This window comes from Rhizobium sp. Leaf306, from assembly GCF_001423425.1.
Taxonomy (GTDB): Bacteria; Pseudomonadota; Alphaproteobacteria; order Rhizobiales; family Rhizobiaceae; genus Neorhizobium; species Neorhizobium soli.
The window spans coordinates 515,395-541,957 of the sequence record NZ_LMNX01000003.1; the positions used below are offsets into that span (position 1 = coordinate 515,395).

Below are 26,563 nucleotides of genomic sequence, written 5' to 3' on the forward strand. Positions count from 1 at the left end.
TCCAACAAAAAGCCGACCGATGGGGGCAATACGATGTCGATCAAGACTAGAGGGCAGGCGAAGCTCTTCTGCTCAGGCCCTTTCGGCTTATGACCATCTTGCCGGAACAGGGAGCAAATGAAAACTGGAACCGTCGGATGGTCTTTCTGGCGCTTCCCATCATTCTCGCAAATCTGGCTCAGCCGATCCTGTCACTTGTCGATACGATGGTGGCTGGACATCTCCCGGGGTCTTTCTTTCTCGGCGGGGTCGCGCTGAGCGGCGTGCTGTTCAATTTCCTTTTCTGGAGTTTCAGTTTTCTGCGCATGGCAACGACCGGTCTGGTCTCCCAGGCGTGGGGTGCCAAAGATAGCACGCTCATGCGCATGCATCTGTTTCGGGCGCTGCTTATCGCCGCTGCCGGCGGTGCCGTGATCATCCTGCTGCAAAAGCCGATCATCGAGATCGGACTCGGATTCCTCGGCGGCAGTGAAGCGGTCTACCGGAGCGCGTCGGATTATGCATTCGCCAGAATCTGGTCAGCGCCTGCGACGCTCGGAAATTTTGTCCTTGTCGGCTACCTTCTCGGTTGCCAGCGCGTGATGATCTCACTGGCGCTAAAAGTCGCCCTTAATATCGTCAACTTGCTCGCAACTCTCACGCTGGTTCTTGTTTTCGACTGGGGTGTCGCCGGCATAGGGGCGGGGACCGCCGTTGCCGAATGGGTGGCCTTGATCGCAGGCCTCTTCATCATCAAGCCATTCGGTGCGCATCCCGCAGTGCGGATGAAAGAGCTGCTGGACGGGTTGGCACTTCGACGGCTGGTCGCGGTCAACCGGGACATCTTTCTGCGAAGCTTCTTCCTTCTGCTCTGTTTCGGCTGGTTTGCCCGCAGCGGTGCCAAGGAAGGCGACACGATCCTCGCCGCCAATGCCATCCTTCTCAACCTCCACGGCTTTACATCCTATGGGTTGGACGGGTTTGCGAATGCCACTGAAACCCTTGTCGGTTCAGTCATCGGTGCGCGGCAAAAAAAGGCGCTCGCCCAGGTGATCAAGGCCGCGTTTGTGTGGTCGGGTCTGGTGGCGTTTCTGTTTTCGGTCGTTTACGCCTTCGCTGGCTCATCGATCGTCTCGCTCCTCACCGATCGGGAAGATGTTCGTACCGCCGCCATTGCCCTGCTTCCCTTCCTGATCGCGTTGCCGCTCGTTTCCGTGACCAGCTTCATGCTTGATGGCATCATGATCGGAGCCATGCGCGCCCGCGATATGCGCAACAGCATGATCATCTCCACCTCCATCTTCATCGCCACCGCTTATGGTCTGCAGCAGGTCTGGGGAAATGAAGGTTTGTGGACAGCGATGATGATCCTGATGATAGCGCGTGCGGTAACGCTCGGCTTGAAACTGAAAGAGACATTTGCGCAGGTGTAGCGGCAAGTTGCACAGCGTTCAAAGCGGCGAAAACGACAAGGGGCGCAGTACGGTGTGCTGTCCTTCATACCCACCGACGAACCTCAACGGATCAGCGTGACGTGGAAGCAGGGCAAGAGGACCTTCTGTCGAACCGGAAAACGGCTCGAGCAGCGCGACCGCATCAGGCGGCGCATGGCCGGTCACCAATCCTGCACAGTCAGGGACAAACAAGGGCGTGCCTGCGGGCCGTGGGCCATGCTGCCGGTGACGGTCGGCGACGGCCGTGTCGAAAACGGGTGATCCGCGCCCAAGCGTCGCCAGATAGTTGTGCTGCTGCAACACCATCGGGAAAGCCTGGGGGATGAAGCCGTTTACCCAAGCCTCTTCATTCGAGAGTGCGGCGCGGCATGCTTCGCGTTCAGCCCAGTCCGCATAGGTCCAGAGATGGTGGATCACGTTCAGAGGGCCGGTTTCCGCCTGCCAGTAGCCGAGAAGTGGCAGGTGCCGTGTCACAAGTGGAAGCCCGAGGTCTGCAAGCAGCGCGAGGTACTCGCCGGTTGCGCCCGGCTTTAGCTGATAGGTTCGCCATTCGTGGATCATCACCGTCTCCCATCGCGTCAGTCTGGCACGCCGGACCGGCCGCGAACATGGATAAGGTCTGCAAGAGATTGGACAATTGAGCCTATCAGTTGTCGTGGCGTGCCGCCTGTTTGCGATAGGTCCCCGGAGAGATTCCGACACGCTGGGTAAAGAAGCGGTTGAAATAGGCGGGGTCGTCGAAACCGGTCATATGGGCCACCTGCGCGACGCTGCTCTCGGTATAGACGAGGTAGCGCTTGGCTTCCATCAACAGCCGCTCGTAGAGCAGGTCCGACGCGGTCTTGCCGGCGCGTGCCTTGCAGGCCGCATTGAGCCGCGCCTGCGTCGCCGCCAGCTCTTTCGCGTAGAAGGTCAAGGATCGCTCCGTCCGGAAGTGGCGCTCCAAGAGGGCCCTGTAGCGCAAAAGCAGATCATAACCCCGGTCTGGCGTGGATATACCGGTCTCGTCATGGGTGATGTTGAGCCTCAGCACGATCACGAGCAGCCGCATGTAGTGCGCCATCATCGATATGCGCCGGCCGGGTGCCGACCAGATGAATTCCCGATGCAGCCAGTGAAACGTATCGACGACGGCCGGAATGCTGACGCCGGTTCCTTCGATCGGGTAGACTGCCGGTCTCGATGCGGCTGTTTCGAGCCGCGGGTCCGAGCTTGACGCTGCCTTCAGGCAACCGAGTGCGGCCGTCACCACGTATCCGTCAGTCCCCGGATCAAAATCGATCTGGTGAACAATTCCGGCTGGAACGACCATGATCGCAGGCGCGGGTATGAATGAGATTTGATCCTCCATGCGGATCGTTCCACCCCCCTCTCTAACGAGCAGAACCTGCATGTGGTCCGGATGGGCATGCGGACGAATTCTCCAATCGTTTGGCCCGCTGCGGTCACGCAAGGGTTCGATATGCAGGAAGTCCAGATCGACGTCGGCACCCTGATCGCCATAGAGATAGTAAAGCGGAATGCCGCCTGCGGCCAAGCTTCCCATGTGTCCTCCTCATTATCTCCCTGCCAAATAGTGCAACAATTGCGCGACGGCGTCCATTGGTCATCCCCGGTATGCGGGTTAGCAAGATCTCCATCAAACGCGACCGGGAGAAGCGGATGGAGCCGAAGAGGGAGGAGGGGCACGTCTGTGACGTGCTGGTCGTCGGATCGGGCGCGGGAGGGCTTGCCACCGCGATCACGGCGAGGAAACACGGCCTGTCGGTCATCGTGATCGAGAAGGAGCCGGTATTCGGCGGCACGACCGCGTTTTCGGGTGGCGTGCTGTGGATACCTGGAAACCGGCACGGGAAATCGAACAACCCGAACGATACGCGCGACGCGGCGCGCCGTTACCTCAAGGCCGAGACCGGGAACTGGTTCGACGCGCAAACGATCGACGCGTTTCTCGAGGCCGGTCCGAAAATGCTCGACTGGTTCGAACGCGAGACGGTGGTGAAATTCGTCCCCACGCTTTACCCGGACTATCACCCGACGGTGGATGGCGGCGTCGATGTCGGGCGCTCGGTGCTGGCGGCGCCTTTCGACAGCAGCGTGCTCGGCAGCGATCTTGCGCGGCTGCGGCCGCCGCTCGGCTCGATCACGTTCATGGGCATGATGTTCAACTCGTCCAATGCCGATATCAGGCATTTCTTCAACGCCACCAAATCGCTGACCTCGTTTTTCTACGTGATGAAACGCCTTGTCGCGCATGCCGGCGAGGTTGTGCGTCACGGCCGCGGCGTCCAGGTCACGAGCGGCAACGCGCTGGCAGCGCGGCTGGCCGCAGCCTGTCTCGATCTCGATATTCCGATCCTGACCGATACGCCGGCGCTACGGATGACCAAGGACGGTGGTCGTATCACCGGTGTCGAGGTCGGTGGCGCGTCACCCGGCCGTATCGTCGCCCGGCGGGGCGTAGTCCTTGCCTGCGGAGGATATGCGCAGGATCTCGCGAGGCGAGCCGGGATCTACGCCCATCTCAAGGCAGGCGGTGAGCATTTTTCGCCAGTACCGGACGGCAATACCGGCGACGGCATCCGTCTCGGTGAGGACGCAGGCGGCGCATTTGATGCCGAATTCGCCCAGCCGGCCGCCTGGATGCCGATCAGCCGTGTGCCAGGCATAGGCTATTTTCCGCATCTGCTCGATCGCTACAAGCCGGGCATGATCGCCGTTCTGTCCAATGGCCGGCGATTTACCAATGAGAGCGAGAGCTACCACGATGTCGGCGCTGCCATGGTTGCGGCGGGCGAGGGGGGCGCGTGGCTGATTTGCGACCATCGGGCGATCCGCAAGTATGGTCTTGGCCACGCAAAGCCGGCGCCGGTGCCACTCCTGCCGTGGCTACGGAACGGGTACCTCAAGAAAGGCAAGACGCTTGCCGATCTCGCCAAGGTCTGCGGGATCGATGCGACCGGTCTGGTGGCGACCGTGGCCGAATTCAACCGGGGCGCCAGGCAAGGCCTAGACGAACAGTTCCATCGGGGCGAGACGACCTTCAACCGATACCTTGCCGATCCCGACCACAAGCCCAACCCTTCGGTTGCGCCTGTGGAGCAAGGGCCGTTCTACGCCGTCCGGTTGGAAATCGGCGACCTCGGAACGTTCGACGGACTGAAAACCACAGTGGAGGGCGCGGTCGTCGATCGGGATGGCCGGGTGATCGATGGCCTGTTTGCGGTTGGTAACGACCGGGCTTCGATCATGGGCGGCAATTATCCCGGTGCCGGGATCACGCTCGGCCCGGCAATGACATTCGGCTGGATCACCGGGCGCTATCTCGCAGGGATCGCACCGGCGGCGACGGGGGAGGGAGACGCGGCATGAGCTGGCTTGGACTGGAGGGAAAGACGGCCGTCATCACCGGCGCCGGAGGCGGCATCGGTCAGGGGCTGGCGCGCGCCTTCGCTGCGGAAGGTGTGCGGGTCGTGCTGCTCGACCGTGACGAGGCGCAGACGGCGTCGCTCGCTGCCGAACTGGGTATGGGTAGTTTCTCGCTCAAGTGTGATGTGTCGCGGGCAGACGACGTTGCCGCAGCGGCGGAGGCGGTCGAGGCGCAGGGAGGCGCTGATATCCTCATCAACAACGCCGGAATTCTGCGGCCCGGCCCGCTCGAAAGCGTCTCCGAGGCCGACTGGTCGGCGATGCTCTCCGTCAACCTCACGGGTTGTCTCGTGACCGCGCAGGCGTTCGGTCGCGGCATGATGTCCCGTGGGCGGGGCGCATTGGTGCATGTGGCAAGCATCTCGGGCAGCCACCCTCAACCCGCAAGCGGCGCCTATTCCGCATCGAAGGCGGCGATCCTGATGCTGTCGCGACAGCTTGCCTATGAATGGGGACCGAAGGGCATCCGCTCGAACACGTTGAGCCCGGGACTGGTGCGCACGGCGCTTTCCGAAACCTTCTACGCCGATCCGCAGGTCAAAGCGCGACGCGAAGCCATGGTCCCCGTCGGCCGTATCGCAAGCCCCAAAGACCTGGCAGATACAGCCTTGTTTCTCGCCTCGCCGCGCGCATCCTACATCACGGGACAAGACATCCTCGTCGATGGGGGGCTGTCGCAATCGCTGATGGGACTGGTACCGAGGCCTGGTTATGCGTGAAGCCCTCGTCACCGGCGGCGCCGACGGGATCGGCCTGGCAATTGCCCGAGCGCTTGCTCAAAGCGGCCACCGCGTCACCATCGCCGATATCGACGGCGAAAAAGCCGCCGCGCGGGCGGCCGAATTGGGCGATGTCCATCGCGGCATGGCGTGCGATGTGACCGACGAGGCGCAGGTGGCCGCGGTAGCTGGTTCGGCTCCGTTCAGTGTGCTGGTCAACAATGCCGGGATCGGCGACAGCCACCTGCCAACGCTGGAGCAGGGGATCGAGGCTTTCCGGAGGGTGCTCGATGTGCATCTGGCCGGCACGTTTCTGATGTCGCGGGAAGTGGCGCGTGGCATGGTCGCGCGGGGCGATGGCGCAATCGTCAACCTGTCCTCGATTGCCGGACTGACCGGTCTTCCCAAGCGCAATGCCTATGGTGCTGCCAAGGCCGGGATTGTTGCCATGACGCGGGCGATGGCCTGCGAGTGGGCTGGGCGTGGTGTGCGGGTCAATGCCGTTGCGCCGGCTTTCGTGCAGACGGCGCTCGTGGAAAAGCTGGCGGCCGCAGGCCGGATCGATCTGCCAACGCTTCGCCGCCGCACGCCGATCGGGCGGCTGATCATGGCCGAGGAGGTAGCTGCCGCCGTGAATTTTCTAGCCTCTCCAGCGGCATCGGCGATCACCGGCGTGGTGCTTCCGGTCGACGGCGGATGGGCCGCTTTCGGTGATTTCGGCGACGCGTCCCCTTGAGAACGCTTCGCCGAAAAGGTTATGCGATCGCGAGGATCGATCAGGCGGCATCCTCGATGTGACCGCCGAGAAACAGCTGGCCGACACGCGGGTCATTGAGCAGCTTGTCCGACCTGTCGAACATCCGCGTCTGGCCGAGTTCCAGGACCAGACCATAATCGGACATGGCGAGCGCCGCCTTGGCATTCTGTTCGACCATCAGGATCGTCACGCCCTGGTCGCGCAGGCGGGTCAGCGTCTGGAACACCTCCTGCACAAGATTGGGGGACAGGCCGATCGACGGTTCGTCGATCAGGATCAGCTTCGGATCGAGCAGCAGCGCGCGGGCGATCTCAAGCTGTTTCTGCTGGCCGCCGGAGAGCTCGATTGCCTTCTGGTCCTTGCGCTGGCGCAGCATCGGGAACTGGTCCATGACCTGTTCCATCCGCATTTTCACCCGCGCCTGATCCTTGGCGGTGATGCCGCCGAGTTCGAGATTGTGCAGCACGGACAGTTGCGGCACGACATTGCGGCCCTGTGGCACGTAGGTAACGCCACGGGTAATCATCTCGGCCGGGCGCTTACGCGTCACGTCCTCGCCTTCCAGGTGGATGGAGCCGGAATTGATGTTGAGCAACCCGAAGATCGCCTTGAACACCGTGGATTTGCCAGCGCCGTTCGGACCGATCACCGTGGTGATGGACGCTTTCGGTATGCTGAAAGACGTCCCGTTGAGGATTGTGATGCGGCCGTAACCGCCATTGAGGTTTTTCACTTCCAGCATGTCAGCCTCCGAGATACGCGTCGATGACCAATTGGTTCGCCCGAATTTCATCCGGTGTCCCCTCGGCGATGATCTCGCCCTGCGCCAGCACGATGACGCGGGTGCAGAGCGACATGACGAACTCCATATTGTGCTCGATGACCACGAAGGTTGTGCCGTGTTCGCGGTTGTAGGTGATCAGCCGGTCCTTGAGGTGCCCGAGCATGGTCAGGTTAACGCCGCCGGCCGGCTCGTCGAGAAGTACGATGCCGGGTCCCGCCATGAAGGCCATGGCGGCATCCACCAGCTTTTGCTGGCCATAGGAGAGCGAGCCCGCCGGCGTATCGCGGTAAGGCGTCAACCGGAAGAACTCGATCAGCTGTTCGGCCTTCGTCGTCAGTCCGGCATCCGATTTGCCGAACAGGCGCGACAGCATCGAACCTTCGTGCTCCTGGCCGGCCACAATGACATTGTCGAGCACCGTCATGTTGGGGAAGACCGAGAGCTGCTGGAAGGTGCGGCCGACCCCCATCAGAGACAGGTCGGCAGGCCTTACGCCATCGGTGGACTTGCCGTTGATCTGGCAGTGCCCCTCGGTCGGCTTCGACTGGCCAAGAATGCAGTTGAACAGCGTCGATTTGCCCGACCCGTTCGGGCCGATCAATCCGAGGATTTCGCCTTTATGCACATCGAAGCTGACCTGATGGACGGCACGGATGCCGCCGAACCGTTTCGAGATGTTGTGAACCGAAAGAATGACCTCCTGGGCCGCCGCATTCATAGCTGGACTCCCTGTTTGAGGTCCCGGCGGGCTTCATGCTTGGGCCGGAACCTTTCCGCGAGTTTCTTGCCGGCCCCGATCAGGCCGGTTGGCGAAAACACCATCAGGACGATCACCAGCGTCGAGTAGATGATCAGGTAATAGCCTTCCGTGAAGCGCAGCAGTTCCGGCAGGAGGATCACCACGGCGGCACCCAGCATCGGGCCGAAGAAGAAGCCCGAACCGCCGACCACCACCATCAGCAGGATTTTCAGGGAATGGATCAGTGCAAAGCTGCTGGGCTCGATGAACTGCACCAGCGGTGCCTGCAGCGCGCCGGCAAGACCGCCGAACGCAGAGCCGATGGCAAAGGCGAGCAGTGTCTGGCGTCGAACCTTAAGGCCAAGGCTTTCGGCGCGGATCGGATTTTCGCGCAGCGCCCTGAAGGCTCGCCCCCAGGGAGAGCGCAGGATCCACCACATGGCGCTAGCGGACACGACGAAGCAGACCAGCGTGAAATAGTAAAAGGCGATGTTGCTGTCGGTGGTGATGCCGAAAAACGACGGCCGGGGCATGCCGACAAGGCCGAACGAACCGCCGGTAATCTCTTCCTCGTTGCGCAGCACGAGGAACAACAGCGTGTTGAAGGCAAGCGTGACGAAGGCGAGGAAGTGGTGCTGAACCCGCAGCGCGGGGTAGCCGAGCAGCAAGCCGACCGCGAAGCTTGCTGCGATCGACACGATCACGGCCAGTCCCCAGTGAATGCCGTTGAGTGTCATCAGCGCGGTGATGTAGGCGCCGATGCCCATGAAGGCGGCCTGCGCCAGGCTGACTTGGCCGGCATAACCGAGCGTCAGGTTGAGACCCATGGCGGTGATCGAGAAAATCAGCCACGAGGCCAGCGTGTAGACAATGTAGTTGCCCTGGCCGATCGGAGCGGCGACGAGGGCAGCAATACCCAGCAGAAGCAGAAACGGTTTCAGGCGGATCATACGGTTCTCCCTTCCGAGGTGCCGAGCAGGCCCTGCGGACGCAAGAGGATGATGGCGATCAGCAGCAGAAGCGGCATGGCCGAGCGGTACTGGGCGGAGATGTAGACGGCTGACAGATTGTCGATCACGCCGATCAGCAGACCGCCGACCAGGGCGCCGCGGATCTGGTTGAACCCGCCGACGATGGCGGCGATGAAGGCGACGAGGCCGAGCGTTTCACCATTGGAAAACTTGGCGAGATAGATCGGCGAGATCAGCACCGAGGCCACGGTGGCAAGGCCGGCATTGATCAGAAATGTATAGAGCACCATGCGCTTGACGTTGACGCCGAGGATTTCGGCGACCGCCGGATTCTGGGCGCTGGCCTGCATGCATCGGCCGGTCCGTGTTCGGTTGAGAAACAGCTGCAGGCTGCCGATTGCGAGCATCGAGACAACGAGATTGCCGATATCTTGCATAGAAACGCTGGCGCCGGCGATCTCGTAGACCGTCTGCGGAAAGATCGCAGGGAAGGGCTGGGCGGTCGCGCCGTAAAATTCCTTGACGCTTTCCTTCATCAGGAGGCCGAGCGAAATGGTGGCGATGACCAGCGGCAGCGTTCCGTGCGGCAGCATCGGTTCGACGATCAGCCGCTTGAAGGCCACGCCGAGGATAAGAAGCGACAGCGCGAGCGCCAGCGCCACGGACGGCCATAGCGGCAGGCCAAACACTGTCATACCAACCAGCACGAAAAACGCCGGCAGCATGACGAACTCGCCTTGGGCAAAGTTGATGGTTTGCGATGCCTGCCACAACAGGGTGAAGCCGACTGCCGCAAGCGCGTAGATGGAGCCGGCGGCGAGACCGGAGACAATAATCTGGATAAACTCGGCCATGGGGTCGTCCTCACGGGCTGGTAATCGGCGTGACGTGCAGGATTGATGACGACGTGCCGGCGGCGCGAACCGCCGGCACTTGTCTCGTCATGCGATCGGCATCAGTTCGGCGGCAGCACCGCCTGGACCACCTGTTTGCCGTTCTCGACTTTCACGACAAAGCTTTCGCGCGACATCTCGCCGGTATCGTCCCAACTCATATCCATCAGGACGCCGGGGTGCTCCTTGGCTGTCAGCTTGAGACCGTGCAGCTTTTCCGCGATGGCCTTGCTGTCCGGCTTGCCGACCATTTCCGTGACGTATTTCAGCGTCCAGGCGGCGGTGTAGCCTTTGATGGCATTGTGGTCGGGCGTGTACTTGAACTTCGTCTTGAAGCGCTCGACCATTTCCTTGACGGCGGGGATATCGGCATCGGGCGTCAGGCCGACATGGCCCATAGCGCCGTTGGCTGCATCGCCGGCAAGTTCGATGACCTTGTGGCCGATCAGAGTAGTTTCGCCGAGAAGGGGTTTGTTCAAGCCTTGCTTGCGGGCCTCGCGCAGGAAGCGGGCGCTTTCTTCCTCGGTGTAATAGATGAAGAAGGCTTCGGCAGTGGAGCCCTTCAGCTTCAGCACGTCGGCGGAAAAGTCAGCCTGCGCCTGTTCGGACGGCACATCGACGACGATCTCGATATTGGCAGCCTTCATCGCATCGACGAAAGCCTTGTGGCCGCCCTTGCCGAATTCGGTATTGGCCCAGGCGACGCCGACCTTTTTCAGGCCCATCGTCTCGGACATGTATTTGGCAAGTTTCGGCACGCCCTTTTGGGAGCCGAAGGCGGTGCGGAAGATGTAGGGGTTTTTCATGGCGACGATGGACGGAGCCTCGGAGCCGGTGAACTGCGGAATGCCGGCCTGACGCGCGACCAGCATGTTGACCACGGTTGATGACGAGAACACCGTTCCCATGATCGCGTAGATGCCGTCGTCGATACCCTTCTGCACCATGGCGCGCGAAACCTGTGGGTCGGTCTGGCTGTCATATTCCAGAACCTTGACCGGCTCCTTGAGAATGCCGCCCTGGGCATTGATTTCCTCAAAGCCCATCTTCACGCCATCGCGGAAGTTGGTGCCGGCCGCGGCACCGGGTCCGGACAACTCGACGATCGAGCCGACCTTCAGTTCGGCAAGCGCCGGCATTGCGCCGAGCGCCAGTACCATTGCAGTCGTGGTGATAAGTTTTCTGATCATGACCTTCCTCCTTGGCTGATCGATATTTCCGTCCCGGCGGCCAGGTCTCCTCCCTTGTCGCCGTATCCTCATGCCCGGGCGTAGACCCGGGCCTGCGGTGTCTTCGTCTCGATCGCCTAGGCGTCGATCGTGCGTGTCCCCATCAACAGATCGGCCAGCAGCACGGCCTGGGCGTCGAACATGCCTGACCCGGACATGGTGCCGCAGCCCTTGTCGCGGGCAGCAGCAATCAGCGGCGGCACGGCCGGTCGCGTCACGACGTCCGAGACGAACTGGTCTGAGGTCAGAAGATCCGTCTGCACCGGCAGGGGATCGGTCTCCCGCATGCCAAGTGGCGTGGCATTGGCGACGAGTGCAAAACCGCGTGGATCTGTTGAGCCTATCCGCGCACGACCCGGAAATGCCTTGTTCAACTGCGCGATCAACGCATCGCGTTTGTGCGTGTCGAGATCGTGCAGGGCCAGTTCCGAGGCGCCGCGTGCCAGGATTTCGTAGGCGATGGCCGCTCCGGCGCCGCCAGTACCCACCAGAAGCGCAGACTTGCCGGCGATCTCGAAGCCTTGGGCCGCGATACCGTCAAGGCAGCCGTGTCCGTCGGTTGCGTCGCCCACCCAGTCGTCGCCATCGCGGGTCATGATGTTGACGGCGCCAGATGCCTTTGCGCGGGCCGATATGCGGGCGCAGAATTCGAGGCAGGGGACTTTGTGCGGTACCGTGACAATGATGCCCGCGACATTGCGCATGCTCTTTGCCTGCGACAGCCAGCCGGCCAGGTCTTCGGGGAGAATATGGACCGGTGCGACGATGCCGTTAAAGCCGCGATCGGCCATGATCTGGCTGAGCGAAGCGGGCGATTTCACCTGTCCGATCGGATGGCCGATGATCGGGAAGAGCTTGGTCTCCCCATCGACCTTTATATGTATATTCACGCCTTCCTCCCCTCGGCATGCGATCCGACCCTTGTCCGGTCGTTCTCAAGCTCGACAAAAACATAGGCCCCGTCATCGGCAAATGGACGATGGGGGCGAAACGTTGGACTATTCAACACCGGCGGTCTCCTTCAGTTCGGCCAAGGCCCGGGCGATGCCGTTGCTGACGGTCGTGACAGGCTGATTGCCGAGGAGGTGTGGCACCGGGTCCGACGCCAAATTGGCGGGAATACGCAAGGGCGGCCCGCTGATCCGGATCTCGTTCCAGCCGGACTGGTGCCTGAGTTCGGCGACAAAATCGGTCATCTCCACCGTATCGCCGGCCATGGTCAGAACGGTCGCTCCTTCCAGCGGCACTGTCATCGCGGTCGACAACATCTGTGCCACGTCGTCCACGTAGACGAAGCCGACGCGGCCGGAAAAACGGATTTCAGCCGGTTCGCGGCGCACGGCGGCTCCAAGCGCGATCGACGGACCAGCCGCGATGCCAGCGCTTTCGCCGGGGCCGTAGACGATGTAGGGGCGAAGGCCGAGGCTCGGGATGCCGTGGTCGAGCAGATAGGCCCGCGCCATGCCTTCGACCGCAAGCTTTGTCGCCCCATAGACCGTCATCGGCCTCGGATTGACGGCATCGTCGAGTCCGAACACGCCGGCCGAACTCAGATAGGCAATCGGTAGGCGCTTTGCCTTTGCCGCCTCGAACACGTTGATGCTGCCTAGAAGATTGACGCGCGTGCCGAGCGCCGGGCTGCGGGCACAATCGACCGTCATCAGGCCGACGAGATGGACAATTCCGTTGCATCCATCGGCAGCTTTCGCCACCGCGGCGGCATCGGTGATGTCGCCCGAGACGATCTCGACGCCATCCATGACGGATAGTCGTTCCGGCTTGGGAGCTAGGTCAAAGATCCGGACCCGGTGCCCGGCCGCCTGCAATGCCCTGACGGTTCGCAGGCCGACGAAGCCGGTTCCGCCGGTCACAAGGACGAGGCTCATGCAGCTTTCCCCTTGCGAGCAGCGACGGCGCGGCGGGCTGCATGACGGGCGGCGATGGCCCCGAACACGATAGCCGGGCCAACCGTGATGCCTGGGCCGGGATAGACCCCGCCCATGATCGACTGCAAATCGTTGCCGCAGGCGTAAAGGCCTGAGATCGCCGATCCGTCGCGCCGCAGAAGCTGGGCATTTTTGTCGCCGACCAGGCCTATGGCCGAGCCGATATCGCCAGGCCAGAGTTTGACGGCATAATAGGGAGCCGTCTCGAGCGGCCCGAGCGTCGGATTGGGCCCATGCGTCGGATCGCCATTGGCCTTTTCGTAGACGGTGGTGCCGCGGGCGAAATCGGCGTCCGTGCCGGTCCTTGCATAGGCGTTCATCCTAGCCACGCTGTCGTTCAGGCCGGCAGCGTCGATGCCGAGCTTGCTGGCGAGTTCGTCGAGCGTCGCAGCCTCGGTCAGGTAACCATCGGCGAGGAATGGTGCGATGTTTGCCCCGCCGGGTCGGATCATCCCCATGCCGTATGTCTTCAGCGCCGTAGCGTCGGCAATCAGATAGGTGGGCACATGGCTGCCATCCTTGTTCGCCGCATACATGGCCGACACAAACAGGTGGTAGCTGGTGCTTTCGTTGACGAAGCGACGCCCGTCGCGGCCGACCGAGATGATGCCGGGCTTTGAACGGTCGAAGACGAAATGCGGGAAAACCGCCATCGAGCCATCGGCGCGCTTCCGATGCGAGACCGGCGCCCAGAAACACGGCTGCGCCGCCATGTCGCCGTGATAGGCCCCGGCGGTAAAGGCCAGATCATGCAGCGTGCCCGTATGGCCGGGGGCAGACGGACTGAATTCGGGCAGCGGTTGCGGCAGCTTGTCTGCCCGCATGGTCGGGTGACGGGCAAAGCCGCCGGAGGCGAGGATCAAACCGCCCGTGACGTGAATCTGCCGTTCGGTATCCTTTTGACGGAGTGTCACGCCTGTTACGCCGTGAGGCCCGGTCGTGAACGCCAATGCCTCGGTTTCGGTGAGGATGGTGACCCCGAGCTTTCGCGCGGCAAGCAGCATCCTGCCGATGAGAGCATTGCCCATCACCAGCCGCGTTCCGCGGCCATGGCGGATCTTGTCCAGGTAGTAATGTCCGATCAGTCGAGCCGAGTAAGCGGTCGACTTCGCCGATTTGCCGATTCTCATCAGATGGGCGATGTCGTCACGGTCCACCATGAGGCCGCCGAGAATAGTAAATTCCGGGATGGGCGGACGGATGAGATGCAGGTCTTTCCCGAGCGCCGATGCATCGAACGGCAAAGGTTCGAGAGCCCGCCCGAAGGACGTGGCGCCCTCGAGCTCGTAAAGATAGTCGGGGTGAAACGGGCGCGCACGGAATTTGACGTCCGTTTTGTCTTCCAGCGCATCGACCACACCTGTCCCGGCTGCAACAAACGCATCGCGCACGGATTTGGAGCTGTGGTTGCCGACAGCGCGATCGAGAAAGCCTGAAACCTTATCGCGGCTGTCGTCGGCACCCATTGCCTGCGCGTGACGGGTAAGCGGGATCCACGTGGTCGCGGCGGAATAGGAGGTCGTGCCGCCGAGATATTTGGTGCGCTCGACCAAAAGGACACGTGCGCCTTCCATTGCGGCAAAGATGGCGGCAGACATGCCTCCTGCGCCAGCTCCCAGTACGACGACATCGTAATCCGGCCCGACCTCCGTCAATGCATGTTGCATGTGGCAATCCTCCCAAAAGACGAGACAGACCAATCTTCTATGGCCACCATCACAAATAATGGAATGACATTCAAGAATAAAAACCAGTTCCATTTTCGTTATTCGTCTGATACCTCACATTCGATCGGGGAGGATTTGGATGGGACGTGTAATCGACATTGCGGTAATTGGTGCCGGTGCCATCGGCCGTACGCATATCGATACGCTGGCCGGAATGCCCCGTTTTCGCCTGACCTCGATCGTCGACCCGATGCCGGCGGGAGCTGTTCTCGCCGCCTCGCTCGGCATTCCCTGTCTTCTTTCCGCAGAGGCGTTGATCGATTCGGGTCTCGCTCGCGCGGCGATCGTTGCTACGCCGAACGAGACGCATCTCCCCGTATCCGAAGCTTTGTTGCGGGCCGGTATTCCTGTGCTTCTGGAAAAGCCGGTCGCCGAAAGCCTGGCTTCGGCGCTGAGGCTGATCGCGATTGCCGACGAGACCGGTCTGCCGCTTCTGATTGGCCATCACCGCCGCCATAACCCGATCATCCGCGCAGCCCATGCGGCGGTCCATGCCGGCCGGATTGGCGATCTGGTGATGGCGACCGTGACCTGTTCGCTGGCCAAGCCGGCCGGATACTTCGAGGCCGCGTGGCGCAGAACTCCGGGAGCCGGCGGGCCACTGCTGATCAACATGGTCCATGAAATCGATCTGCTGCGGCATTTCTTCGGCGAGATTGCGCACGTCCAGGCGATCGCCAGCCATGCGCGCCGCGGGTTCGCCGTCGAGGATACGGCGGCGGTCAATCTCTCCTTCGTCAATGGCGGGATCGCGACCCTGTGCATATCCGATGCAGCGGTCGGCCCCTGGGCCTGGGACCTGACAGCGGCGGAAAATCCGGCACGCTTTCCGGCTCATCCGGTAACCGCCCATCATTATGCCGGCAGCAAAGCTGGCCTCTCGCTGCCCGATCTGACGCTCTGGGAACCGAAGGGCGAGCCGGACTGGACTGAGAAGTTGCGGCCGACCGTACTCGATGCCATCCAGGCCGACCCCTACGAGCGGCAGCTTTCCCATTTTGCCGATCTGATCGATGGGTCAGGCACGCCGATCGTGTCAGTACGGGACGCGACGGCCAACCTGATCGTGCTCGATGCGATCCGCGCGGCAGCCGATACCGGACAGTCCGTCACAGTTGACCTTTCATCGCTCGAAAGCCTTAGTGGAACCGTGTTCAACAACGGAATGGGTCCATGAGCAGCGTTCTCGGAAAATCCCTTGCCATCATCGAACTGCTGGTCAATCACCCCGCAGGTCTCACGGTCTCGGCGATCGCCGGCGAAATCGACCAGCCGGCAAGCGGCGTCCACCGGACTTTGCAGGAGCTCGCGCGGCTCGGTTACGTGCGCCAGGCGCAGGCGCAGGGCGATTATGCTTTGACGATCAAGCTGCCGGCCATGGGCGTCGGGTTTCTCGGCCGTGCCGGCATTACGGATGTGGCGCAGCCGGTGCTCGACGAACTGGCGGCGCATTCCGGCGAGTTGATCCGGCTTTCCGTCATCGATGGCGACCGTCTGACCTGGGTGGCGGTGGCGCAGGGGGCAACACGTGGCCTCCGTTACGATCCGGGCCAGGAACAGGGCGTTGTCGTGCATCTGGCGAGTTCCGCCGGCGGTAAGGCGTGGCTTTCGTCGATGAGTGATGAAGAGGCGCTGTCGCTTGTCTCCGGCCAAGGGCTTTTGCGACAGGCGGAAGGCACGGGACCGAACGCCCCGCGCAGCCTTACGCTGCTGTTGGAACAACTGGCTGAGGCCCGCGCCCTCGGTTACGCGACGGCGGTGGATAGCTATATCGCCGGCATGGCCGCGATGGCCGTTCCGGTCCGATATCACGGCCATGGTCAGGTGCTCGGATGTCTCTCGATCGCCGGCCCGGCCGTGCGGATGACCGCGGAGCGGATGGCGGTGCTCGCACCTCGTCTTCAGGCCGCGGCCATCGAACTCGGCGAGGCAGCCTCGGGATCTCAATATTTTCAGGCAGTCGTGAAGGCGGTTGAGCCGGCCAGCGGAATGGAACGAAAGACCGCGTAGCAACGCGCCGTTCCACTGTCTTGTCCGGGCATGCACGTAAGGCGGAGATGGATGGAACGGCAATCTGTGAACACCATGACCTGTGATGTTCTCGTCATCGGTTCCGGCGCTGCCGGGCTCGCGGCGGCGGTGACGGCAGCGCACTACGGCCGCAAGGTCATCGTCGCTGAAAAGGCTTCTGTTTTCGGCGGTACATCGGCTTGGTCGGGCGGCTGGCTCTGGATACCCCGCAATCCCCTCGCGCGCGCCGCCGGAATAGACGAACCACCGGACGGACCTCGCGAATACCTGCGCAGCGAACTCGGCAACCGTTACGGTGATCCGCGCGTCGCGGCCTTCCTGGACAAGGGTCCGGAAATGGTTTCCTTCTTTCACGATCATACCGAGGTCCGCTGGGTCGACGGCAATCGCGTGCCGGATTTCCACGACACGCCCGGTGCGTTGAAGGGCGGCCGGTCGGTGACGGCGGCCCCGTATGACGGGCGGCGTCTCGGTCCATGGATCGACAAGCTTCGCCCGCCGCTCGACGTCGCCAGCCTCTGGGGCATGGGGCTCGCAAGCGGTGCCGACATCGGACATTTCTTCAAGGCCACCCGCAAGCCCCGTTCTGGGCTTTACGCCGCGGGCCGGCTCGTCAGGCATTTCCGCGATCTTGCCTTGCACCGCCGCGGCATGCATCTTGTGAACGGCAATGCTCTTGTTGCACGCCTGCTGCGCTCGGCGCTCGATCTCGGCGTGTCGATGCTGGAACAGGCGCCGGCGAAAGAGCTGTTGCGGAATGGCGGTCGGGTCGTCGGCGCGCGGCTCGGCACTGAGGGTGGCGATACGATCGTTTGTGCGGCGCGCGGCGTCGTGCTGGCGACCGGTGGTTTTCCGCATGACCGCGACCGCCTGACCGCGCTTGCCGGATCGGCCGGCGGCGGTGAGGGGCATTTTTCGGCAGCACCCCGCAGCAACACGGGCGACGGATTGCGGCTGGGGGAAACCGTCGGCGCCACCGTTTCCGCAGATCTCGCATCGGCCATGGCGTTGGCACCGGTGTCGCTGGTGACACGGCCGGATGGCAGCGTGGCCCATTTCCCGCATCTGATCGAACGCGCCAAACCCGGCATCATCGCGGTCACCGCGTCGGGCAGACGGTTCGTCAACGAGGCGAACAGTTATCACGACTTTACCAAGGCGCTGCTCGATGCGACACCGCAGGCAAGCCCGCCTGTTGCCTGGCTGATTGCCGATCACAAGGGACAACGCCGCTGGGGCCTTGGATGGGCAAAGCCGTTTCCCTTTCCTCCCGGCCCGGCGATCCGTTCCGGTTACCTCAAGAGAGGTCGAACGCTGGCCGAGCTTGCCGCGGTCTGCGGCATTCCCGAAGGGGCACTCAATGACACGGTCGCGACTTTCAATCGACATGCCGAGCGCGGCGAAGACCCCGAATTCGGGCGCGGCCGATCCGCCTACAACCGGCTCCAGGGCGATGCCGACCACGCGCCCAATCCATCGCTTGCACCGCTTGCCCATGGGCCGTTTTACGCGGTGAAGATCGTGCCCGGATCGCTCGGAAGCTTCGCCGGTCTGCGCACCGATGCGCAAGCACGGGTTCTGGACGCGGGCGGCGAAGCGATCCCCGGGTTGTTTGCCGTCGGCAACGACATGTCGTCGATCATGGGCGGCAATTACCCGTCCGGCGGCATCACGCTCGGTCCGGGCATGACCTTCGGATACATCGCCGGTCGCGTTCTGTCCGGCCAGTCCGTTACGGTATCCGACACAATTTCACAGGAGGAAATGGAATGAGCCTTTATGAACTCGCGACGCTCGACACGGTGATCTTTGGCGCCGGCAAGGCAACGCCGGGGATCGAAGCCTGGGTGGCCGCAGGCGAGGGGCGCCTTTGCGGAGCCTGGGGCACCGATATCGGCTCGCTGAACCGTATCTTCCTGCTGCGCGCCTTCGACAGTCTCGATAGTCTCTACGGCGAGCGCGAGCGGGCGCTGCGCAGCGACAACCCCTTCGGTTGCGTCGAGCAGCTGGTTTCGCTCAACATGGAAAGCTACCGCGCGCTGGAATTCCTGGCTCCCGTCGAGGCGGGCACGTTTGGCCCGGTCTATGAATTCCGCACCTATCACACCCGGATCAACGGCATCACGCCGACCGCGGAAAAATGGGCCGATGCGGTGCCCGCGCGCGAGGCCTATTCGAAGCTCACCGTTGCCATGTACGGGCTCGACGGCAGACCACGGCTCACCCAGATCTGGCCCTATGCCAGCCTTGCCGCCCGCACAGAGGCACGCGGGAAATCGGTCACCGACGGAAAATGGCCACCGAAGGGCGGGCCGGACTGGCTGACACCTGAAATGACCAGCCAGATCGCCATGCCGCTGCCCTTCTCGCCGCTGAAGTGAAGGCGTCGATCGGGCAGGCCGTCGTCGCGACGGCCTGGTATGATACGTCTGGACGTCATCCTACGGCTCTCCGTGTCCGGCGAGCGTTGCTTTTCTCCGTGAAGGCGGACCGGCATCAGTCCTATAGATTGGCCGTATAATCCATTGTTCAAACGCCTGCGGGTGCGCTTAAAGAGACCCCAAGATCTACGGAGGATTTCATGCGCACCCAAGTCGCCATCATCGGTTCTGGCCCTTCGGGTCTCTTGCTTGGCCAATTGCTGACCAATGCCGGTATCGAAAACGTCATTCTCGACAGGGTGAGCAAGGACTACATCCTTGGCCGGGTGCGGGCGGGCGTGCTGGAGGAAGGCATGGTCAGCATGATGGAGCGTGCCGGTGCGGCGGACAGGATGCACAGGGACGGCCTCCCACATGACGGGTTCTCGCTTGCCTTCGACGGCCGCGACCACCGCATAGACCTGTTCGGGCTAACAGGAAAACGCGTGCTGGTTTACGGCCAGACCGAAGTCACCCGCGACCTGATGGATCAGCGCGAAGCCTCCGGCGCAACCACGATCTATAGTGCCGAAAACGTAGCGCCGCATGACTTCGATGGAACGAACCCGTACGTGACATTCGAAAGAGAGGGCGTCAGTCACCGGATCGACTGCGATTTCATCGCCGGCTGCGACGGTTACCACGGCATCAGCCGTAAATCGGTGCCGGAGCACAGTCTCACGACGTTCGAACGGGTCTATCCGTTCGGCTGGCTCGGGATCCTGGCGGATGTGCCGCCGGTCAGCCACGAACTGATCTACGCCAATCACAGCCGCGGTTTCGCACTGTGTTCGATGCGCTCGGCCAGCCGCAGCCGCTACTATATCCAGTGCGGACTGGACGAGAAGATCGAGGATTGGTCGGATGAGCGCTTCTACGACGAACTGCGTCGGCGGCTGCCGGCGGAGCATGCTGAAAGCATGGTCGTCGGCCCCTCATTCGAAAAATCGATCGCGCCGTTGCGGTCCTTCGTTGCCGAGCCGATGCGGATCGGCCGCCTGTTCCTGGTCGGCGATGCCGCCCATATCGTGCCCCCGACCGGCGCCAAGGGGTTGAACCTTGCAACCAGTGACGTGTTCTACCTGTTCGAAGGTCTGCAGGAGTATTTCTCAGAGAAATCAGCCGCGGCAATCGACGCCTATTCGATGCGAGCCCTCAAACGGGTATGGGGCGCCGTGCGCTTCTCCTGGTCGATGACGACGATGATGCACCGCTTTCCCGAAGCCGGCGAGTTCGACCGGAAAATCCAGGAAGCGGAACTCAATTACCTCGTAGGCTCGAAGGCTGCCGCAACAGCACTCGCCGAAAACTATGTCGGCATTCCCTATTAGGCTCCGTCGGAAAGAGTTGTAGGCCGAAGCTGCGGAGCGGCCGCCATACACGCCGATCGCGATCATTGCTCATCGCAAACGTGATAATATGTTGTATTCGTCGACATGCGTCATACACTTGGCAGGATGGTTGGGCGTTCCTGATCGTCGGCATCCGCAATATCGGTTGTGTGTCCCACTGAATATTTTATGTTGAAGTGACAGCAGACGAGAACGATCGATTGGTAGATACGCACGACAGTCCTTTCACCACTCAGAAATCGGTACATCGGCGGAAAGCGTGCAGCGCTTGTGCCAACTGCGATGTGCGCACAATGGCTGTTTGTGCTGCGTTGGCTGACGAGGAACTTTCCGAACTCGACAAGATCATGACCTCTCGGCATCTTGCTCCCAACGAGATGCTTGTGAGTGAAGGCGACCCTTTGCATCGGACCTACAGCCTTACTGCAGGCATGTTGCGACTATCGATCGCGCTCCCCGATGGACGCCGCCAGATCACCGGCTTTCTGCTGCCGGGCGACTATCTTGGCCTGGCGGATGAGGACGTCCATTCCTCCACGGCGGAAGCGATTGGTTCAGTCCAGCTCTGTTCGTTCTCGACGCGCGAAATGCATGCGCTGATGGAACGCTACCCCAAGCTGAAGGACCGGCTGCATTCCTTTACCCGCTCGGCGCTTCGCCAGGCCCGTGATAATCAGATGATCCTCGGGCGCCTGGCGCCGGTCGAAAAGCTTGCGAGCTTTCTTCTGGCGCTGTCTGCAAGGGCTGCGGAGCATAAGCTGTCCGCCAATCCTCTGTCCCTGCCAATGTCGCGGACCGACATAGCGGACTATCTTGGGCTGACGATCGAAACCGTCAGCCGCTCCTTCACCAAGCTGCGCAATACTGGCATGATCCGGCTACCCGATCCGCAAACCGTCGAACTGATCGACATGTCTGCGTTGGAGGCCGTTGCAGGCATCAACGTTCACTGATCTTCGCGCAGACGTCCGTCCGTCAGATGGAGGATGCGGTCGACGATCCCGAACGGCAAGTGCGCATGGCTGATGAGGAGGACGGTTCGTCCCACCGTCGCGTTCCTGAGATCACTGAAGAACGAGAGTTCGGTTTCCCTGTCGAGACCGCTGGTCGGCTCATCGAGAACGAGGATCTCCGCCTTGGACAGAAGTGTTCGGGCGAGGCAAAGCCGCCGTGCCTGTCCGACGGAGAGTGTATGACCGGCTTCTCCGACCGGCGTTTCCAGACCGGCAGGCAGACTGCGCACAAAGTCGGCGAGACGCGCCTTGCCGAGAGCGAACCAGCATTCGTCATCGCTCGCTCCGTTGCAGCCGATCCTCAGATTGTCACCGATCGTGCCGATGAAGACCGGCGCGTTCTGTTCGAGAAGGGCGATTCTGGCGTGAAGATCGGACTGCGCGATGTCGCGGATATCCGTACCCGCAACGCGCACGGCTCCCGCGATGGGATCAGCGAGGCGCAGGAGAAGGACGGCGAGTGTGGATTTTCCGGCGCCGCTTTCCCCCATGATGGCGACGCTGCTTCCGGCGTTCACCGTCAGATCGAGGTTCCGTAGGACAGGCCGCCGCGGATCGTAGCCGAAGGTCAGGCCTTCGATTGAGATACTTCCCCCGGCGGGAAGGGCTGCCGGGTGGAGCGTATCGACGACAACAGGTGGTGTCTCCGCCAGTCTCCTCAGTCGCTCTGCCGCGGCGATCGCGCTGCCGAACTTTGCGACCTGACGGGTGACGGCCGCCGTTGCCTCGAAGCTCCCGAGCGAGGCGAGAAGAAGGCCGACGAGAATAGGGCCGGTGATCAGGCCACGTTCCAGAGCCGTCAGCCCGGTCAGCAATGTGCCGACGACTGCAAGTCCTCCGAGGACGGCGATTGCTGCTGACGCCGATGCCGAGGCACGGGCGAGACGCAGCCTCGTCCTTGAAAGATCTGCAGCGATTGCATCGGAGCGTGCCCGCATCCGATCGGCAGCACCGAATGCAATCAGATCGGCGTGGCCGTCGACCATGTCGAACGCCGCCACACGCAGTTCGGTCGAGAGGTCTATGATCCGGGCGCCCAGCCGGCGCGTTCCGCTTGAAAGCATTATCGGAACGACAAACAGCGCTGTCGCCATGACGACCGCGTAGAGGATGGCAGCTGCCGGCAGCATGACGGACAGGAAAACGGTCACTGCCGTTGCTGTGAGTACACCCGTCACGAGCGGACCGGCTGCGACGATGAACACACTGTCGAGCGCATCCACGTCTGCCGTTAGCCGTGAAACCGCATCGCCCTTGCGGAGCGCCTGGCTGGCTTGATGCACGCCGGGACCGAGGCGTCTGAACAGCCATTCTCTGATGTCGGCCAGTAAACGAAGCGTCGTGTCGTGACCGACGAGCTTTTCACCGTAGCGCGACAGGATGCGCAGCATCGACAGTCCTCGGACAGCAGCCGACGGACCGAAAAGATTGAAGCTCATGGCAGCGGTGGTCAGAAATGCCGCGGTCAGGAACCAGCCGGAAATGCCCAGGAGAGCTACGCCCGCGAGAAGTGTCGCAAGCGAAAGGCTAAGGGCAATGGCGAAGCCTGCCAGATGGGGCCGAAACAGCGGGTGGAAAGACAGGAGCGCTCTCATGCGGCAAACTCCCGACCAGAGGAAACAACAGACAGGGTCGGCTTCATTGGCAAGAGATGTCCGTTCTCGAACCGCAATGTCGCGTCCATGCGGGAAGCGACTGTCATCGAATGCGTGGCAATGATCATCGTCCGCCCTTGGGCGAACCCCTGGAGGCGATCGAGCACGGTCGCTTCCGTTTCGGGATCGAGATGCGCGGTCGGCTCGTCAAGCAGGATGATGGACGGATCGGTGAGATAGAGGCGGGCCAGGCCGACGCGATGCGCCTCGCCGCCCGACAGACCGAGACCGCCTTCTCCGATGCCGGTGGCAAGGCCGTCCGGAAGGCCATCGCTGAACGTCGTGACCAGGGCCAGATCGGCCGCGCGGCGGATCTCGTCGTCGCTGGCGCCGGGATGGGCAAGGCGGATATTGTCGGCGATCGTGCCGTGAAAGAGATGCGGTTTCTGACTGACGAAGGTCAGCATCCGGCGGAGCTCGCGCTCATCGATGTCGTCAAGCCGGCGATTGCTGAACTCGATTGTGCCCTCAGTGCGCGCAAGCCTTGCCAGCACATTCAGCAGCGTCGACTTGCCGATGCCACTGCGGCCGACGAGAGCGATATGCTGGCCAGCCGGGATGGAAAGTCTGCTCGATGTGAGCAGAATGGAGCAACCGTCCGGCGTTTTGATGCTGAAATTGGTGGCGAGGATCGGGACCGCGGAGGAGACAAGCCGCACCGGTGCCGGAGGGATGATCACAGCCACGGGCATGGGAAGCTCGCCGAATTGCCGCACGATCTCTGCGACCGCCCCCTTGGCATGGGCGCGGTCGTGGTAATGTGCGGCGAGCGATCTAAGCGGAAGATAAACTTCCGGAGCCAGCAGCAGACAGAAAAGCCCGGATTGGAGCGACAACTGCGTACCCGGCAGGTCGACCATGCCGAGATAGCTGAGGCCGACGTAAAGTGCGACGCCGGCAACGCCGAGCGCTGCGAAGAATTCGAGCACCGCCGATGACAGGAACGCGATGCGCAGCACGCGCAGCGTCCGCCGGCGAAGCTGGTCTGTCGCTTCGTGCATGGCTCCAGCCTCGATCTCCATTCGTCCGAACAGCTTCAGCGTGAGGAGACCACCGAGACGATCGGCAAAATACTCCGACAGCCGCGACAGCGCATTGGCCTGTGCATCGCTCGCGGCCTGCGCCCCGAAGCCGACCAGCGCCATGAACAGCGGGATCATCGGCGCAGTGAACAAGAACAACAACCCGACCACCCAGTCGAACGGCATCACTGCTGCAGCAAAGACGATGGGGAGCAATGCGGCCTGAATAGTTGCGGGCAGGAACCGCGAAAAGAAGCCGTCCAACGCCTCGACCTGATCGACGACCGTGCTGGCAAGCGCGCCGGACGACCGGTCTTGTCTCCAGTCTGGACGGGGGGCAAGCAGCCGTGTGGTCAGGCTGTCGCGCACCGTTCGCTTGATCTTTTCGGCGGCGAACGATCCCGCCCACTCGGCAGCAAAGGCAAGCACGATCCGGAGCGCAAGGAGGGAGGCGAAACCGAAGATCTGCGGCCAGAGCTGGTCTAAGGGAACGCCATCCTCGATCGCCCGGCCAAGCACCTGCGACAAAAGCAGCACCTGCCCGATCAGCAGCAGGCCGGAGAGTATAGGGAGTGCGACCGCGATGCCGAGGGCGATGCCGCCGTGTCGGCGCAGGGCGGAAAGCGCTTTCCGGTCGCCGCCATCTTCACCCATTTCCTGCTCGTCTGTGCTTGTGGTCATCGGTTTCCGCACTGCCCTGATCGTCGTGGGACTATCTAATCCGGCATGCAGGAGGGCTCATTGATTGCAATCAATGCACGGGGCCCGTGCGGTGGATTATGCCGCTTTCAGACCGGGGATTTCGAACCGGAAAACCTGAAAATAGGCGGGTAGACACATGATCGACTTTACGGTTGTCGACCTTTCGCGACTGCAGTTCGCGGCGACGGCAATGTACCACTTCCTCTTTGTTCCGCTGACCTTGGGGCTGTCGTTTCTGATGGCCATCATGGAAAGCGTCTATGTGATGACCGGGCGCGAAATCTGGCGGCGCATGACGCTCTTCTGGGGCACGCTGTTCGGCATCAACTTTGCGCTGGGCGTCGCAACCGGCATCGTCATGGAGTTCCAGTTCGGCATGAACTGGAGCTATTACAGCCACTATGTCGGCGATATCTTCGGGGCGCCCCTGGCGATCGAGGGCCTGATGGCGTTCTTCCTGGAAGCCACGTTTATCGGCATCTTCTTCTTTGGCTGGGACAGGCTTTCCAAAGTCGGCCATCTGGCCGTGACCTGGCTCGTGGCGCTCGGCGCCAACTTCTCGGCCCTGTGGATCCTGATCGCCAACGGCTGGATGCAGAACCCCGTCGGCTCGACCTTCAATCCCGATACCATGCGCATGGAAATCACCGATTTCGCCGCTGTCATCTTTAATCCCGTGGCGCAGGCAAAGTTCGTCCACACGGTCAGCGCCGGCTATGTCACCGGCTCCATGTTCGTCATGGCGATCAGCGCCTGGTTCCTGCTGCGGGGACGCCATCTGGATCTAGCCAAGCGGTCGATGGCGGTCGCTGCGAGCTTCGGCCTCGCCTCGGCTCTTTCCGTCGTCGTCCTTGGTGACGAGAGCGGCTATGTCGCGACCGAGCACCAGCAGATGAAGATCGCTGCGATGGAAAGCATGTGGGAAACAGAACCGGCCCCTGCCGGCCTCAATGTCTTTGCAATCCCGGGCGTCCGCGAGAACAGCTATGAGGTGAAAATCCCTTACGTCCTTGGCCTCATCACCACGCGATCACTCTCCACCGAGGTTCCCGGCATTCTTCCCTTGGTCGGGCGTGCGGAAGTCCGCATCCGCAACGGCATGACCGCCTATGCGGCGCTGGACCAGATTCGTGCCGATCGCAACAATGCCGCTGCCCGCCAGACCTTTGCCGATACGTGGCGTGACCTCGGTTACGCACTCCTGTTGAAGCGTTACGTCGATGACGTGCCGGCGGCGACCGACGAGCAGATCGAAAAGGCCGCCTGGGATACCGTGCCGGACGTGCCGACGCTGTTCTGGAGCTTCCGGTTCATGGTCGCGATCGGCCTCTACCTGATCGTCTTCTTCGCGGTGGCTTTCTATCTGGCCTCCCGCCACAGGCTTGGTGAAAACCGCGTGCTTCTGTGGATCGCCCTGTTCAGCCTGCCGCTGCCATGGGTTGCCATCGAATTCGGCTGGCTCGTTGCCGAATACGGGCGTCAGCCCTGGGTGGTCGAGGGAGTGCTGCCGACCTTTTATGCCGCGTCGGGCCTAACCCTCGTGGATCTGGCGATCAGCCTCGGCTTCTTCCTCACGGTCTACACGACGCTTGCCGTCATCATGGTTCTGCTGATGCTCAAAATCATCAAGGCAGGTCCGAGCGAAAGAAACGTGCTGATCGACGGCATTCGCGGATCGGCAGTGGTTCCCGAACGCGCCGCCGCTGCGCCGCAACGCTGACCCTCTCATTCGAAAGCAAGG

Annotated in this window: 23 protein-coding genes; 11 read left to right on the forward strand and 12 right to left on the reverse strand. The window is 62.2% G+C overall.

All coding sequences use genetic code 11. The annotated features are described in order from the left end of the window. The first annotated feature begins 137 nt into the window (after positions 1 to 137). Positions 138 to 1,412, forward strand: coding sequence for an MATE family efflux transporter (locus ASG19_RS15775; RefSeq protein WP_200933911.1), 1,275 nt, complete (start codon positions 138 to 140; stop codon positions 1,410 to 1,412). Between the two features lie 18 nt (positions 1,413 to 1,430). Here the strand turns inward: ASG19_RS15775 and ASG19_RS15780 are convergent, their stop codons facing one another. Beyond that, complete coding sequence (locus ASG19_RS15780) at positions 1,431 to 1,994, reverse strand: NIPSNAP family protein (protein WP_062459321.1); 564 nt, start codon at positions 1,992 to 1,994, stop codon at positions 1,431 to 1,433. 85 nt (positions 1,995 to 2,079) lie between these two features. Then, the gene (locus ASG19_RS15785; protein WP_062459325.1) at positions 2,080 to 2,979 is read right to left on the reverse strand and encodes a helix-turn-helix domain-containing protein; all 900 of its coding nucleotides are present in this window, start codon (positions 2,977 to 2,979) and stop codon (positions 2,080 to 2,082) included. A gap of 116 nt (positions 2,980 to 3,095) precedes the next feature. Here ASG19_RS15785 and ASG19_RS15790 point away from each other — a divergent pair, with 116 nt between their 5' ends. The 3 genes from ASG19_RS15790 to ASG19_RS15800 are packed head-to-tail and all read left to right on the forward strand — an operon-like array spanning position 3,096 to position 6,317. Beyond that, positions 3,096 to 4,805, forward strand: coding sequence for an FAD-dependent oxidoreductase (locus ASG19_RS15790; RefSeq protein WP_062459328.1), 1,710 nt, complete (start codon positions 3,096 to 3,098; stop codon positions 4,803 to 4,805). Next, entirely contained in the window at positions 4,802 to 5,581 is a 780-nt protein-coding gene (locus ASG19_RS15795; RefSeq protein ID WP_062459331.1) for a glucose 1-dehydrogenase, read from the forward strand. The genes ASG19_RS15790 and ASG19_RS15795 overlap by 4 nt, the downstream gene beginning before the upstream one ends. Next, positions 5,574 to 6,317 (forward strand): SDR family oxidoreductase, encoded by a 744-nt coding sequence (locus ASG19_RS15800; RefSeq protein ID WP_062459335.1) that lies wholly within the window; start codon positions 5,574 to 5,576, stop codon positions 6,315 to 6,317. Before ASG19_RS15795 ends, ASG19_RS15800 begins: the two co-directional genes overlap by 8 nt. 40 nt (positions 6,318 to 6,357) lie before the next feature. Here the strand turns inward: ASG19_RS15800 and ASG19_RS15805 are convergent, their stop codons facing one another. The 8 genes from ASG19_RS15805 to ASG19_RS15840 all read right to left on the reverse strand — a co-directional run bounded on the left by ASG19_RS15805 (position 6,358) and on the right by ASG19_RS15840 (position 14,567). Continuing rightward, positions 6,358 to 7,080, reverse strand: a complete 723-nt coding sequence (locus ASG19_RS15805; protein WP_062459338.1) for an ABC transporter ATP-binding protein — start codon at positions 7,078 to 7,080, stop codon at positions 6,358 to 6,360. Position 7,081: 1 nt separating this feature from the next. Beyond that, positions 7,082 to 7,840 carry an ABC transporter ATP-binding protein gene (locus ASG19_RS15810; RefSeq protein ID WP_062459341.1) on the reverse strand — a complete coding sequence of 253 codons (759 nt, stop codon included), beginning with the start codon at positions 7,838 to 7,840 and terminating at the stop codon, positions 7,082 to 7,084. After that, positions 7,837 to 8,811, reverse strand: coding sequence for a branched-chain amino acid ABC transporter permease (locus ASG19_RS15815; RefSeq protein WP_062459343.1), 975 nt, complete (start codon positions 8,809 to 8,811; stop codon positions 7,837 to 7,839). The genes ASG19_RS15810 and ASG19_RS15815 overlap by 4 nt, the downstream gene beginning before the upstream one ends. Continuing rightward, a complete protein-coding gene (locus tag ASG19_RS15820) occupies positions 8,808 to 9,686 on the reverse strand; it encodes a branched-chain amino acid ABC transporter permease (RefSeq protein ID WP_062459345.1) in 879 nt (292 codons plus the stop codon). The genes ASG19_RS15815 and ASG19_RS15820 overlap by 4 nt, the downstream gene beginning before the upstream one ends. Positions 9,687 to 9,787: 101 nt before the next feature. Continuing rightward, positions 9,788 to 10,915 carry an ABC transporter substrate-binding protein gene (locus ASG19_RS15825; RefSeq protein ID WP_062459348.1) on the reverse strand — a complete coding sequence of 376 codons (1,128 nt, stop codon included), beginning with the start codon at positions 10,913 to 10,915 and terminating at the stop codon, positions 9,788 to 9,790. Between the two features lie 116 nt (positions 10,916 to 11,031). After that, positions 11,032 to 11,844, reverse strand: a complete 813-nt coding sequence (locus tag ASG19_RS15830) for a shikimate dehydrogenase (RefSeq protein ID WP_244476192.1) — start codon at positions 11,842 to 11,844, stop codon at positions 11,032 to 11,034. Positions 11,845 to 11,952: 108 nt separating this feature from the next. Then, positions 11,953 to 12,840 (reverse strand): NAD(P)-dependent oxidoreductase, encoded by an 888-nt coding sequence (locus tag ASG19_RS15835; RefSeq protein ID WP_062459351.1) that lies wholly within the window; start codon positions 12,838 to 12,840, stop codon positions 11,953 to 11,955. Next, positions 12,837 to 14,567: an FAD-dependent oxidoreductase gene (locus ASG19_RS15840; protein ID WP_062459352.1), complete on the reverse strand. Its 1,731-nt coding sequence runs from the start codon at positions 14,565 to 14,567 to the stop codon at positions 12,837 to 12,839. The genes ASG19_RS15835 and ASG19_RS15840 overlap by 4 nt, the downstream gene beginning before the upstream one ends. 139 nt (positions 14,568 to 14,706) lie before the next feature. Between ASG19_RS15840 and ASG19_RS15845 the strand changes: the two genes are divergently transcribed. The 6 genes from ASG19_RS15845 (at position 14,707) to ASG19_RS15870 (ending at position 21,383) form a co-directional block, all read left to right on the forward strand. Next, positions 14,707 to 15,804 (forward strand): Gfo/Idh/MocA family oxidoreductase, encoded by a 1,098-nt coding sequence (locus ASG19_RS15845; protein ID WP_062459353.1) that lies wholly within the window; start codon positions 14,707 to 14,709, stop codon positions 15,802 to 15,804. Continuing rightward, positions 15,801 to 16,637: an IclR family transcriptional regulator gene (locus ASG19_RS15850; protein WP_062459354.1), complete on the forward strand. Its 837-nt coding sequence runs from the start codon at positions 15,801 to 15,803 to the stop codon at positions 16,635 to 16,637. The genes ASG19_RS15845 and ASG19_RS15850 overlap by 4 nt, the downstream gene beginning before the upstream one ends. A 51-nt stretch (positions 16,638 to 16,688) precedes the next feature. Further along, on the forward strand, positions 16,689 to 18,431 hold the full coding sequence (locus tag ASG19_RS15855; protein ID WP_062459358.1) for an FAD-dependent oxidoreductase: 1,743 nt from the start codon (positions 16,689 to 16,691) through the stop codon (positions 18,429 to 18,431). Then, a complete protein-coding gene (locus ASG19_RS15860) occupies positions 18,428 to 19,039 on the forward strand; it encodes an NIPSNAP family protein (protein ID WP_062459361.1) in 612 nt (203 codons plus the stop codon). Before ASG19_RS15855 ends, ASG19_RS15860 begins: the two co-directional genes overlap by 4 nt. Before the next feature lie 200 nt (positions 19,040 to 19,239). Continuing rightward, positions 19,240 to 20,409 (forward strand): 4-hydroxybenzoate 3-monooxygenase, encoded by a 1,170-nt coding sequence (gene pobA / locus ASG19_RS15865; protein ID WP_062459363.1) that lies wholly within the window; start codon positions 19,240 to 19,242, stop codon positions 20,407 to 20,409. Between the two features lie 314 nt (positions 20,410 to 20,723). Then, positions 20,724 to 21,383 carry a helix-turn-helix domain-containing protein gene (locus tag ASG19_RS15870; protein ID WP_082471789.1) on the forward strand — a complete coding sequence of 220 codons (660 nt, stop codon included), beginning with the start codon at positions 20,724 to 20,726 and terminating at the stop codon, positions 21,381 to 21,383. On the opposite strand, the gene cydC is transcribed toward ASG19_RS15870, so the two are convergent. Together cydC and cydD are read right to left on the reverse strand one after the other, a co-directional pair. Further along, positions 21,377 to 23,038 (reverse strand): thiol reductant ABC exporter subunit CydC, encoded by a 1,662-nt coding sequence (gene cydC / locus ASG19_RS15875; RefSeq protein ID WP_062459369.1) that lies wholly within the window; start codon positions 23,036 to 23,038, stop codon positions 21,377 to 21,379. The genes ASG19_RS15870 and cydC overlap by 7 nt on opposite strands. After that, on the reverse strand, positions 23,035 to 24,801 hold the full coding sequence (cydD, locus tag ASG19_RS15880) for a thiol reductant ABC exporter subunit CydD (protein ID WP_244476193.1): 1,767 nt from the start codon (positions 24,799 to 24,801) through the stop codon (positions 23,035 to 23,037). Before cydD ends, cydC begins: the two co-directional genes overlap by 4 nt. A gap of 160 nt (positions 24,802 to 24,961) precedes the next feature. Here cydD and ASG19_RS15885 point away from each other — a divergent pair, with 160 nt between their 5' ends. After that, positions 24,962 to 26,542 carry a cytochrome ubiquinol oxidase subunit I gene (locus ASG19_RS15885; RefSeq protein WP_200933923.1) on the forward strand — a complete coding sequence of 527 codons (1,581 nt, stop codon included), beginning with the start codon at positions 24,962 to 24,964 and terminating at the stop codon, positions 26,540 to 26,542. Positions 26,543 to 26,563 lie beyond the last annotated feature (21 nt).